Below are 13,769 nucleotides of genomic sequence, written 5' to 3' on the forward strand. Positions count from 1 at the left end.
GCTAACTGTAATGACCAACTCTGTAATCTTTCCATCTATTATGGAAATGTCCGTGCTAACAGAAAAACTCAAGTCTATAAATCAAGAGCACCTTATGGAGTTTTGGCCTTCCCTATCTTCAAAACAAAAACAGCGTCTCTACAATCAAATAGCTTCCATAGATATTAATCTCTTTTTTAAGCAACGCCAACTCATTACCTCTCCAAGAAACAAACCAAAAGACTTTCGTCCATTAACTTCATTTTCCTCATCGGGAGAGGTTCCAGAACGAACACAAGTAGGAACTGATCTCTTGAAAGAAAAAAAGTTAGCTTGTGTCGTTCTCGCTGGAGGACAAGGATCACGATTAAAATGCGATGGGCCTAAAGGGCTCTTCCCTGTGTCTCCAATTAAAAAAAGCCTTTATTTCAATTGGTTGCTGAGAAAGTTGGAGCTGCAAGTAAACTTGCTAATCAGCCTCTTCCCCTAGCATTTATGACTTCTCCTCTCAATAATCGCCAGACACGCTCTTACTTCGAATCGAACAATTATTTTCATCTAGACCCTGACCAAGTGGATTTCTTCTGTCAACCTCTATGGCCCTTACTCTCTCTATCCGGGGATCTCTTTTTAGAAGATAAGGATACCCTATCTTTGGGCCCCAACGGAAATGGTTGTATAGCAACTCTTCTCCATACCTCAGGTTTATGGGAAAAATGGAAATCAGCAGGCATTGAAATGGTCAGTGTAATCCCTATTGATAATCCTCTCGCACTGCCCTTTGATGTTGAACTCTGTGGTTTCCACGCAATAGAAAATAATGAAGTCTCTATAAAAGCTGCTTTACGTCAAACAGCTATTGAAGACGTCGGGATTCTTATCGAATCTCACGATTCGGGGAAAACATCTGTGATTGAATATTCAGAAATTCCTCAACACGAACGATTTGCTACTAATGCTGATGGGACATTAAAATACGGGTTAGCTAATATTGGATTATACTGCTTATCCATGGATTTCATTGCTCATGCTGCCCATAGAGAACTTCCTATATACAAAGTACGTAAACATGCAAAACAACTAGGATTGTTCCCATCTTCAGAAAAAAATTCTTGGAAATTTGAAGAGTTTATCTTTGACCTATTTCGTTACAGCAAACGCTGCCAAACCCTTGTCTATCCACGCCAAGAATGCTTTGCTCCTCTAAAAAATCTTGAAGGCAACCACAGTTTAGCCACAGTGCATGAAGCTCTTTCCGCAAGAGAAAGACAAATTTTTCACAAAGTCACAGGAAAGCAGCTTTCTCCAAATACAACATTTGAATTAGAAGCCGATTTCTATTATCCTTCAACTTCTACCTCTCTACATTGGGAAAATAAAGCGTTTTTCGAGGAACCATTCTTTGAGGCCTCATGAAAGAAAAAATTGCCTACTTAGGTATGGGGATTTGGGGTTTTTGCCTCGCTTCCCTACTAGCAAATAAAGGATATTCAGTTACAGGATGGGCACGTAATCCTGATTTAATTGAGCAATTACAAATTAAAAAGCGTCATCCTTTAGCTCCGGATGTTCCTATTCACCCTAATCTAACATTCACGACGGATATGGCAGCAGCTATAGAGGGGGCGTCCATGATTGTAGAAGGCGTTTCCTCTGCAGGAATACGCCCTGTATCCGAAAGCCTAAAGAAAATTCTCACAAACTTACACATTCCTTTCGTCATTACCTCGAAAGGCATTGAACAACACACAGGACTACTCTTAAGCGAAATTGTCTTGGAAATCTTCGGCCCCCCTGCTAAAGAGTATCTCGGATATCTTAGTGGCCCCTCAATCGCTAGTGAAGTACTAAAAAATTGTCCTTGTTCCGTAGTTATTAGTGCTTATAACCCTGATACACTGAAAAAAATTCATAAGGCATTCTTAACCCCTAAATTCCGTGTATATCCTAACAGTGATCTCCGAGGCGTTGCTCTGGGAGGAGCCTTAAAAAATATCATCGCTATCGCATGTGGAATTTCCGACGGATTCCAATTTGGAGATAATGCTAAATCAGGACTAGTCACTCGAGGCCTTCATGAAATACGTAAATTCGCAACCATCATGGATTGCCGCCCCGATACACTAAATGGTCTTGCAGGTCTTGGTGATCTCTGTGCTACATGTTTTTCCACATTAAGTAGAAATACAAAATTTGGGAAATTAATTGCTCGAGGACTTACTCTTGAGCAGGCAAAAAAAGAAATTGGTATGGTCGTTGAAGGTGCATACACCGCACTATCTGCTCATCAACTTGCTAATCATCATAATATTGACATGCCAATAACTACAGGCATCTACCGCGTTCTTTACCAAAATCTAGATATCAAAGAAGCAATTGCAGAACTACTACAAAGGAATACAAAAGAAGAATATTTATGACAAAAATCGTGCGCAAATCCTCCACATAGCCAGTTCTACCCTTCAGAGTTTTCATTTGTACATTTTTGTATCATTTGGTAAATGGTGAATTTATTACACAAGCAAATAAGGCTCCTACTAAATGAATAGTAAGCTGAAGAAGCACCTACGTCTAGCATCTCTGACTTTCCTAGCTTTATGGGGAACTTTTTCATCCTCATCTCTTCATGCTATGGCAGCAGGGAATCCGGCCTATCCTGTTATCCCTGGGATTAACCCCGAATGCAATAATTTCTGCGCATTTGAAATTTGTAACGGCACAAATCTATTTGCTGCACTAACAGGTAGCCTAAAAATCGGATTTTCTGGCGACTACATATTCTCTGAAAGTGCTGGTGTAAAAAACGTCCCCGTAGTTACTTCTGTAACAACCACGGGAACTGGGCCTCAACCTCAAGTAGTGTCTACATTGAAAGACTTTGATTTTGATCTCAACAACTCCAGAGTTAGCTCTAGTTGCATATTTGCTTCCATTGCTGTCCAAGATAACTCCCCTACTGTAATTCCTTTGCTAGACATTAGTTTTGATTTGAAAATTGGGGGACTAAATGAATACTTCCGTCTTCCTTTGAATGCCTATCGCGACTATACCTCCTCTCCTCTAGCCTCAGAATCTCAAGTCACCGATGGTTTGGTCGAATTACAAACTAATTATGGTTTTGTTTGGGATATCAGTTTGAAAAAAATCATTTGGAAAGACGGTATATCCTTCATTGGTATCGGAGCTGATTATCGCCGTGCTGCTTGCCCCGTCAATTACATTATTGTGAACAGCCAAGCAAATCCCGAAGTCTATTTTGAAGATTCTAACGGAAAACTCAGCTACAAAGAATGGTCAGCAAATATTGGTCTTACAACCTACATCAGCGATTATATTCTGCCTTATATAGCCCTAACTGTTGGTAATGCCTCACGCACAGCTCCTAAAAACAGCTTCGAACGTCTAGAAGATCAATTTACAAATCTTAGCTTTAAAGTACGTAAAATCACTAACTTTCATAGAGTCAATTTTTGCTGCGGTATTACCACATGTGCTACGGATAATTTCTTCTATAACATTGAAGGACGCTGGGGTTGCCAACGTGCCATCAACGTCAGCGCAGGTCTATACTTCTAAAAACCATTCGCTAATGTTCGATAAGTATTATGCAATAACTTTAAAGAACCTGAAACAATACTCCATTCTTGGTGCATAGCACGCATTTGTAGCTCTAACATCAATTGGTGTGTTTGTGCTAAATCTCCGTAATTCTGTACATCAGAAAGACAAGTATTAAAGAAATTTAATAATCCTCCCTTAGTCTCCCCAGTGGTTACATCTATATCGCCGTCAACAACAAGCTGCTCTAAATTTTGTAAAGTAACAATAGAAAACCCACTACCCATGATTGTATATGAAGCTTCGTACTCATTATTACCAGGAATAAATACTAAAGAGTTTAGATTTAACATAAGATTCTTCATGCTCTCAATACAAGCATCTAACTCTTCATCATAACTTTGAACGACATCCAAAAGCTGTGTTTTCTGAGAATCAAGAAGACTACTATTCCCATTGATACTCTGGGAAATTTTCTGAAGAAGCTCTTTAGCATTTGTTGCACTTTGTAAATCACTACGTAATTGCAGTCTTTCTTCATCATAACGATCCTTGACCATCTCATAACCATAGGCAAAATTTGCTGTTCCTGATGTTTGACCAATATAGGAACCTAAATTATAAGCAATAGGAGCCGAATCAAATGTTTTAATTGTCTCTAAAATAGGACTAAAAAGCGTTTGTGCATATCCAGAAAGGTTTAATTCCCTTCCTAAAGCATATAAAGCGTTCTCCTGAGCAGGGATATACTTATCCAATAGGATATAAGCAAATGCTGATTGAAAAGGCATCTTGTTAATAATCGAATCAGGAAGAGGATTGAGCTCTTCAGCAGTTGTCAATGCCTGAGGTGAAACCCTATGAAGGTGCTCCTGAAACACTTTATTCTCGCGTTTACGTATCTCCTTATTCTCTTGTTCAGCTAAGATTCCACTAATCATAGACAATTCAGAACCCGTATTTAAAAAATCTCTCTTGAAAGAAGAGAAAAACTCATGATTCATCCCGAACTGACTCGCCTCTTGCAGCAAATCTTGCATGATTTTCAATTGTGAAGCGACTTCATTAATCTTAGCATAATCAGCAGCAACTTCAGCAGGAGATACTCGACGTTCAACAAATGCAGGCTCAGAAATGCGCATACATAATTGTTTTTGTATGGGAGAAGTATGCATAATAAAACCTATTTAAGTTCTAAATTCTACGTATTAATTTGGCAAATATTTGATTCAGTAATGCTAAAGAAGCGCTAACCATTGTCCATTCTTGCTGAATTGCTGCTGATTCTAACTGCAAAGCAAGCTGCTGGTTTTGGTTAAACGTAGTATAATCCTGTTGAGTAGATTCCATACTCTGTAATATTTGCTGCTCACCACCAGGAACAACAGCATTCTGACCACCCTCTATAACAAAACTTTCTAAAAAAGAAAGGATCCGATCATATCCAGAAACTTCTTGATTAGACACCTTCACAACAAAAGCAGTATCAACATCATCAAGATTCTCTTCAGGTACCAATGTTAAATGGTTAAGAAAACAATCTAAATTCCTTAAATTACGTAATAACATCTCCAACTGTAAACGATAATCTTTGAGAGTCAACCGTAATTCTCGTTTCTGTGCTATAGTAATCTCTGCATCTGATTCTAGTTCTTCTAAAATATTGTCAATTTCTTGAATCGTATTCGTACACCGATTTCTATCCGTAGTACAACGTTTCTGTTCATTTAAGAGAGTATCTTTTGCTTTCCCAACAGCATCGGTAAAATCCTGTAAGTTCATCTGACGTAAATAAATCGTTAGAGAATAATAAATGTCTGCTGTCTGAAAAGGAGTAATGTTGGTTATCAACTTATTCATATAACGCGCAGCCTTGTTAGAGAAGATCATCTCTGCTCCCAAGGTCTCTAAAGTCCGTTGTTGATTAGGTAAATACTTATCCAACATCAAAGACTTGTAAATTGTCTGCAGAGGAGAACTCTCAACAAAAGTCTTTTTATCCGCATTCATAGCGTCAAAATAATTCAACTGCGAAGGATCTAAACTTTGCTTTTGCTGTGCCAATGCTGTAGATTGTGCTGTCCATGCATCAATTTTAGCCTGAATTGCTGCAACGCTACTCTCCATCCCTTCGAGAATAGTTGAATAACCGTCCCGAGACATGATATCGCCATAAGTCGTAACACTCTCAATAGCATCTTTAAAAAATAGGGGATTCGATCCAGATATAGTAGTAGTATTGCTACTATCAAAAATATTAACACCAAAGTACGTAAAAGGACTAGATACTAAAGCTGAAAAAGCTGTGGTAATGTCAAACTCAGAAATGGATCTTTGATCCCAATAAGATTTTTCCTCATTAAGAGCAGCAATCACTTCACTTTTGCTAACTTGAGAATTGCCAACAGATTCCTGAACTCCAACTGCATAAGCAAACAACAAAGAAAGCAAATTATTCAAATAACACTTTCCCTCATTATTAGGATTACTTAGTGAAATATTATTAAGGGATCTTAAGAAAATATCGATACCATCTTTAATGTCCTGAGGAAGAGAATCTTCAGAACCAGATGGATATCCTTCCATAAGCTGACGATATAAATCACCAAGTAAAATATACGTCTTGCTCATATCTGCTTCTAAAGCCGTATAGGTGCTTGCATCATTCCTGACATTACTATCCAGATTCCATAGAGGAGTAAAAAAATCTTTAATAGAAGAAGCAAATTGGCGAATAATGGAAATCACCCGGTTAGCCTCTTGTATATTTAGAGCTAGATCCGCAATCTGTGTGGTTAGACTATCAGCAACAGGATAGGTAAGCGAAGCCATCGAGTTGTATACTAACATCAAGTTATTCCAAAAATTGATCACCTTATTTTTTAATGAAGGATCCGTTGTTTGAAGTTCTTCAACTTTAGAAACAAATTCCTTGGGCAGAGCATACAGTTCTGTATAATTTGCTTCTGTAGGACTACTTCCTGTAGAAAATAGCTGTTTTAATGTGCTGAGTTTTACTTCATATTCTCGAACGAGATTCGTTTCTTCTTCTGTGGGATCGGCAATTCCCCCTTGATCTGAAGATTTCACCCAATCTTGAAAAGATGCTTCTAAACCAGAAATATAACAATTTGCAGAAGCCAGATTAGGATTATTCAAAATTGCTGCTATTTCATCTTCTGTAAGATCTTCACTAGAAAGCGAGATCTCCGCAGAAGGAGAAAACTCAAGAATATCACAAGAAATTTCAGGAAGAGGAACAGAGGGGGAACTCGGAGCTTTAACCTCCTGCAATAAACCCAAGGACTTCTTAAGCCCCTTAGCTTTTAAATCTAGTTGCTGAAAAAGAATAGCAGCTTGCGACAATTCCATTGTCGTATCCACTTGATTGCCAAGCAGAGCTGCTGTAATATTGCGGCTAAAAGTAATATATGCAGGTTGTATCGTCACTGTAATTTATCCAGAAGACAGTTCATTATTTTTTTAATTTTAAAAAATAAAAAATTATTTTAAAAAATAAAAAAACTGCATTCAAATTAAACTATAAATTACAAACGACTTCGATAATTAATTTTTTAACTCGTTTTCTATTCTCAATAATTCATCCGAAATTATCTGAGGTAAATCTGAACCAAAAATCTTCAGATACTCACGAACATTCGTTACCTCTTTCAACCATCCTGCAACATCTACAGAAAGAAGGTCCTGAATCACTTGAGAGGAGATATTCAATCCTTCTAAATTCAAAGCTGACGCACTAGGCAAATAACCAATAGGAGTTCTTACTCCTATGGAATCCTCTCCATCTGTCCTTCGAAAAATCCATTCCAGAACTCGAAGATTCTCACTAAATCCTGGCCACAAGAACTTTCCATTTTTATCTTTAAGGAACCAATTAACTCCATAAATACGTGGCAATTGTAATTGAGAATTAGCAAACGATAACCAATGATCAAAATAATGTGCCATATTGTAACCACAGAAAGGTAACATGGCAAAAGGATCATGTCGTAATTTCCCTTGTTCTCCCACAATGGCAGCTGTAATTTCCGAAGACATGCTTGCCCCAATAGTCACACCGTGTTGCCAGCTTAAAGCTTCGTAAACCAAAGGGATAGTATCAGAACGACGTCCACCAAAAATAATTGCTTCTAAAGGAACTCCCTCAGGATCATTCCATTGAGGATCGAGAACAGGACATTGCTGTACAGGAGCCGTAAACCGAGAATTCGGATGAGCAGCAGGACCCACTCCCGTCCATGGGTTCCCTTGCCAATCAATAAGACCTGCAGGAGGTCGGCTTGTTAATCCCTCCCACCAGACATCCCCATCTGGAGTTAACGCAACATTAGTAAATAAAGCATTCGATCTACAAGACGCTAAGGCATTAGGATTAGTAGATGCTGATGTTCCCGGAGCAACACCAAAGAAACCAGTTTCAGGATTCACAGCATAAAGCCTTCCATCAGCTCCAGGACGTATCCAAGCAATGTCATCACCTACACATTCCACTTTCCATCCAGGAAGTTTTGGCAATAACATAGCCAAATTTGTCTTACCGCACGCACTAGGAAATGAAGCAGCAAAATACTTCTTTTTCCCTTCAGGATTCGTAATTCCTATAATGAGCATATGCTCCGCAAGCCATCCCTGATGACGTGCCATATACGAAGCTAATCGTAAAGCTACACACTTCTTCCCAAGTAAAGCATTCCCTCCGTAGCCACTACCAAAAGACATCACACTACTATCATCCTGGAAATGGACAATCCGCATATTCTTAGGGTTACAGGGCCAAGCAACATCTTTCTGTCCAGGAGACAATGGATACCCTACACTATGTAAACACTTATGAAAAGGACGAGAAGTTCCTAAGAACTTCAATACCTCAGCCCCCATACGCGTCATGATCTTCATAGAACATACAACATAAGGAGAATCAGTAATTTCTACCCCAATAAGAGAAAAAGGTGAATTCAAAGGCCCCATACAAAAAGGAATAATGTACAACGTCCTCCCCCGCATACATCCCCGGAAAAGCCCATGCAACTCCTCACGCATTTCTTGAGGATCCCGCCAATTATTTGTAGGTCCAGCATCTTCTTTCTTCGAAGTACAAATAAAGGTAAACTGCTCAACACGAGCAACATCCTCAGGAGAAGAACGCACCAAAAAACAGTTCGGATGCTTCTCAGGATTCAATGGAATAAATACTCCCTGATCCTGCAGCATAGAACTCAACTTTGCGTATTCTGCATCTGAACCATCACATAAGTATATGTCCTTAGGAGTAACTAAAGCAGAAACTTCCTCTACCCATTTTCTTAACTCTTCATGATGAATCTCTTTATTCCACGCACTCATACCATATTTCCTTTGCGTTTCTTAAATTGATCTAAGTGTTCCAACGCCTTTCCTGTTCCTAAACAAACAGCAAGTAAAGGATGAGGTGCCGTAATTACAGAAAGACCGGTATTTTTACTCAAAGCCTTATCTAACCCCTTGATCAAAGCTCCTCCTCCCGCTAATACCATACCACGCTCAACTAAATCAGCCGAAAGCTCAGGAGGACACTTTTCTAAAGTTAAACGCACACATTCAATAATTTGTTGAATAGGCTCAGCTAAACACTCACGAATTTCTACAGAATTAATTCTCTTTGTTATCGGTAAACCTGCGACTTGATCCCGACCTCGGACTTCCATTTCTAACTCTTGATCTCCAAGAGGATAAGCAGAACCAATAGTAATTTTAATTTCTTCGGCAGTTCGTGGACCAATCATCAAATTATAAGTACGACGCATGTAATTAATAATACATTCATCAAACTCATCACCAGCAATACGTAAAGATCGAGATTCTACAATCCCTCCTAAGGAAATAATTGCTATCTCTGTTGTTCCTCCTCCAATGTCAATAATCATACTTGCCGCAGGTTCATGCACTGGAAGATCCACACCAATGGCTGCAGCCATTGGTTCCTCTATCAAAATCACCTCCTGAGCACCCGCATGCAAGGCCGAGTCCTCAACAGCACGTTTTTCTACACCTGTAATTCCTGACGGCACGGCAATTAAAATCCGAGGACGAAACATACTACGTGAAGGAGTTACACGCTTAATTAACGCTTTTAACATACCTTCAGCTATCTCAAAATCAGCAATCACCCCATCTTTCATAGGACGAACAGCCATAATCTTCCGAGGAGTCTTACCTAACATCGCTTTTGCCTTATGCCCCACAGCAAGAACTGCATGTGTCTGTGCATCAACAGCAACTACCGACGGCTCACTAAGAACAATCCCCCGACCACGTACATAAACTAAAGTATTTGCCGTTCCTAAATCAATACCGACATTACCAGAAAAAAAATTGAAAACCTTATCGAAACGCCCTAAAGCCGTATTATATAAACGATTGGATAGGTTTTTTATCTTAAATAAGCTTCGATGTGGGCTCATAACATCAAATCTGTAGCAATTCTAAAACTTCTTCCCAAGTCAACTTAGAAACAACCTCATCATCAGAGTTAATCACTTTCTTTACAAGGCTCTTTTTCCTGTCTTGGAGAGTAAGAATTTTTTCCTCAATAGTATTTAAAGTAACTAATTTATACGAGGATACGGAACGACTTTGTCCTATACGATGAACCCGATCCGTAGCTTGACTTTCTACAGCAGGATTCCACCACATATCATAGTGAATGACAGTATCCGCACCTACAAGATTCAAACCTGTGCCACCTGCTTTCAGAGAAATTAAAAATACTAGCAATCCAGGATCCTCATTAAATTGATTCACCAATTCCAATCTATTCTTACTAGAACCATCTAAATAAACAAATGGTACTCCGCGAAGCTCTAAATCCTGTTTAATAATGCTTAACATCTTCGTATACTGGCTGAAAAGCACAGTCTTATGGCCAGAATCCACAAGAGAAGAAAGTAAATCCATAAGCATGTCGTACTTCGCAGAATCTCCTGGCTCAGGAACATCTTTAGCAAAAATCGCAGGATGACAACAAATCTGTTTTAACCGTGTAAGAGTAGCAAGCACGTGAATATGTATACGATCAAATCCTTCTTGCTTAACTAAACGTGAAAGCTCCTTCTTTGCAGACGCAGCATATGAATGATATAATTCACGTTGTGATTCTGTAAGATGACAATGATATAAAATTTCTGATACAGGGGGCAGATCTTCTAAGACATCCTCCTTCATACGTCGCAAAATAAAAGGAGCCACCTTCTTCTTCAAAGCAATCATATTATCTGCTTTATTCCCCATATAGTTGCCAGTACGAATGTATTTACCAACAAAGCGATCATAACTGCTCAATAAACCTGGCATCAAGAAATCAAACAAACTCCATAATTCCTCAAGCGAATTTTCTATAGGCGTTCCCGTTAAAATTAATCGATGACCTGAACGAATCATCTTCACAGATTTTGCATTACGTGTTGTACGATTTTTAATATGATGAGCCTCATCTAACACAACATAATCAAAAACAAAGTCCTTGTAAAAATCGATATCCTTTTGCAACAAATTATAAGAAGTAATCGCTACATCATATTTAGATAAATCTGCCAGCTGCTTACGACGATAAACAGGAACACCATCTATAACAACTGTTTTAAACTCAGGATTAAACTTACGAAACTCCTCTTTCCAATTATATACTAAAGAAGTAGGACATACGATTAGGGAACAACCTGAGCCCTTTTCTAAACGACTCTGTGTAATAGCAATAATAGCTTGTAAAGTCTTCCCTAACCCCATATCATCAGCTAAAATACCATTAAGGTGCATCTTTCTAAGACGCTCTAACCAATGAATTCCTTCAGTTTGATAACTACGCAAAGTAGCTTGTATCTGTTGAGGGATCTCTTGGAAATCAAAGGCAACTTCACCACGAATTTGTTTCTGTATCTCAGCGAGCTTCTCTGTCATCCTAAAGTTAACAGGTAACCCTTCAAAAAGCTCTGATGAAATCCCTGTCAAACTCCAAAGGGGACACTTTTCTACAAAGTCGTCTAAAACCTTAAAACCAATTTCATTAAAAATTTGAACTACAGGAGAAATCTTTTCTAAATCTAGAACTAAAATACACGGCAATTTTGCTGAGCCCGGTCTGCCTTTACGCCCCGATCTAACATTATGCCCCTTCTTAGGAAGCTCTAAAAAACGCTTCTTAGCACTAATACAATCCCAAAGTAAATCCAAACTAATTCCCTTAAGCAGTCCATGCACTTTCAGCTCAGCTTCATAAGAATCAATTTCTGAACTCTCCCTAAAGGAAAGATCAAACACTGTTTCATCATAAATAAATTGATCTGAAAGAGTCTCAGGACAATTAAATGTTATCCGGTGCTGATTGTTTGGGATCGTTTCTGTCATAAACTCAACGATCTTCTTCTCACTCTTTACATGATACGCTCCATCTCGCTCATCATAGACAAAGCCAGAGAAGACCTCCTCAATAATCTTACGTTCTTCAACAAGATTTCTAGCCAAAATACCGTCATCACGAATAAACGCGCGTACATCTTGATACGTTAAAGAAAAAGAAGTAGCAGGAATAGTTATAGAATCATAAATAAAATATAACTTAGCTTCTAGTTCACCATCCAAATAACTCATATCACATACACCACGAACTTCCTCAACATAAGGAAGAGTGACAAATGCATTTAACACTTCAACATTGGCAACTTCTGCATATTCTTTAAAAACAGGAAGCGCATTTTCCCTAAATGAACCAAACAAAGCCTCAGGGATAGTAATATCACGTAAACGAGAAAAAGAACGCAAATGCGCACGGCGAATTTGAGGAGCAAAATGATGATATACATTATTGTGGATAATACCAGGGACATTAGACTCTAAAAGAATCGCTTGTTCTGGCTGCAACTCATCATCATCAACCAAAACTAAAGGAGTTATCAACAATGCCTTGTAGGGAGTATCAAAAAAATCTAAATTAAACTTTATTTTCGCAGGAGACGCTGACCAATATAATGGCTCCTCAAGATTCCCACAAAATATCCCTGAAAAACTTTCTTTCTCCCCTAATTGAGTACCGCTACGATCAGCCATTTGATGCTCGTACATCTTAGCTAAAATTACACCTAACGATGTCAATGTAAGATAGGCCGATTTTAATAACTTTTCTTCCGCAGTTTGATTTGTATAACGTACATAACGAATCAATAAATCAATCAACTTACGATCAGAAGCACTAAAAGATTGCATGGTGAAAAAGAAACGACGACCACTAAGAATAATTGGCTCCTGATATAACACTCCCTCTAAAAAAGTCTTTATATTCGAAACATAAAAGGGCTTGGAACGACCCGGAAGACGAAGAATTAACTGAAATTCCACATGTTGATTTGCCTGAAACACCTCATCAGTATTATTAGACGCAACAAATAACACGGCGAGCTCTGCAGTAGTTTTATCTAGATATTCCTTCTTAGGCAAGAAAAACGGATTAGCACTTAATGTATTTGCCGCATGAATATACTCACTTAGTATTTCTTTTTGGTGTTCGCGATCCTTACGCTCTTCTTCCCGAGTTGCAGCAACAACAAATGTTTCCTGAAGCTCCTTTTTAACATCCTCATTGATTGTCTCATTTGTATCTAGATTGGCCTCTTGAGAATAGGCTACCACCATTTCGTTAAAGTATTGCTCTAAGTAAAATAAAAGGGCCACTATATGTTGACAATCATAGTTGTACGAGCAATCACAATTCGAATCCACAGTATCGGATTCCGAGCGATCTACCTCGATTTCACATTCATATACGTTGTCATATAAACCTCGAACCTGCGCACCTATACATACCGTTTCTCCAGTTATGGAAACAATTTTTGCATTAACTACAGCTCCTTGATCAAAAAGCTCCTTGCCATCTTGCAAAATATTAGCTGTAAAATCCCGTCGTAATTTACGAAAATTAAGCATTTCTCCTCTAAGCCGCAGAGTTCTGATTGAATCAGCTTACTTGTACCTGTTTGCCCGCGCTAAATCAATGAAAAATTTTATCAATAACATTCCTACCTATTTTAAGATAGGATTACATATACACTCCAATCATAAATCGACTAGTCATTGCTAAAAACTCATCGAATATCTAAAATGCTACTTTTTGCGCGGGTGTAGCTCAGTGGTAGAGCGCCACGTTGCCAACGTGAAGGTCGTGAGTTCAAGCCTCATCACCCGCT

Annotated in this window: 7 protein-coding genes, 1 tRNA gene and 1 pseudogene; 4 read left to right on the forward strand and 5 right to left on the reverse strand. The window is 38.6% G+C overall.

The genetic code is table 11. The features are described from left to right. Nucleotides 1-10 precede the first annotated feature (10 nt). The 3 genes and pseudogenes from RT28_RS03315 (at nucleotide 11) to RT28_RS03325 (ending at nucleotide 3,555) form a co-directional block, all read left to right on the forward strand. A pseudogene (locus tag RT28_RS03315) lies at nucleotides 11-1,395 on the forward strand (UTP--glucose-1-phosphate uridylyltransferase). Further along, complete coding sequence (locus tag RT28_RS03320) at nucleotides 1,392-2,399, forward strand: NAD(P)H-dependent glycerol-3-phosphate dehydrogenase (RefSeq protein ID WP_038500880.1); 1,008 nt, start codon at nucleotides 1,392-1,394, stop codon at nucleotides 2,397-2,399. Before RT28_RS03315 ends, RT28_RS03320 begins: the two are co-directional and overlap by 4 nt. Before the next feature lie 121 nt (nucleotides 2,400-2,520). Continuing rightward, nucleotides 2,521-3,555, forward strand: coding sequence for an outer membrane protein B (locus tag RT28_RS03325; protein WP_020355605.1), 1,035 nt, complete (start codon nucleotides 2,521-2,523; stop codon nucleotides 3,553-3,555). Here RT28_RS03325 and RT28_RS03330 read toward each other — a convergent pair. The 5 genes from RT28_RS03330 to RT28_RS03350 all read right to left on the reverse strand — a co-directional run bounded on the left by RT28_RS03330 (nucleotide 3,552) and on the right by RT28_RS03350 (nucleotide 13,509). Next, nucleotides 3,552-4,712: a CT620/CT621 family type III secretion system effector gene (locus RT28_RS03330; protein WP_020355606.1), complete on the reverse strand. Its 1,161-nt coding sequence runs from the start codon at nucleotides 4,710-4,712 to the stop codon at nucleotides 3,552-3,554. The genes RT28_RS03325 and RT28_RS03330 overlap by 4 nt on opposite strands. Nucleotides 4,713-4,731: 19 nt before the next feature. Continuing rightward, complete coding sequence (locus RT28_RS03335) at nucleotides 4,732-6,987, reverse strand: CT620/CT621 family type III secretion system effector (RefSeq protein WP_038500883.1); 2,256 nt, start codon at nucleotides 6,985-6,987, stop codon at nucleotides 4,732-4,734. Between the two features lie 117 nt (nucleotides 6,988-7,104). After that, a complete protein-coding gene (locus tag RT28_RS03340) occupies nucleotides 7,105-8,901 on the reverse strand; it encodes a phosphoenolpyruvate carboxykinase (GTP) (protein ID WP_020355608.1) in 1,797 nt (598 codons plus the stop codon). Then, nucleotides 8,898-9,998 (reverse strand): rod shape-determining protein, encoded by a 1,101-nt coding sequence (locus RT28_RS03345; protein WP_020355609.1) that lies wholly within the window; start codon nucleotides 9,996-9,998, stop codon nucleotides 8,898-8,900. Before RT28_RS03345 ends, RT28_RS03340 begins: the two co-directional genes overlap by 4 nt. Before the next feature lie 4 nt (nucleotides 9,999-10,002). Continuing rightward, entirely contained in the window at nucleotides 10,003-13,509 is a 3,507-nt protein-coding gene (locus tag RT28_RS03350) for a DEAD/DEAH box helicase (RefSeq protein WP_020355610.1), read from the reverse strand. 188 nt (nucleotides 13,510-13,697) lie between these two features. On the opposite strand from RT28_RS03350, the gene RT28_RS03355 reads away from it, so the two are divergent. Continuing rightward, nucleotides 13,698-13,769 (forward strand) — tRNA-Gly (locus tag RT28_RS03355).

It is taken from the genome of Chlamydia avium 10DC88 (assembly GCF_000583875.1).
GTDB lineage: Bacteria > Chlamydiota > Chlamydiia > Chlamydiales > Chlamydiaceae > Chlamydia > Chlamydia avium.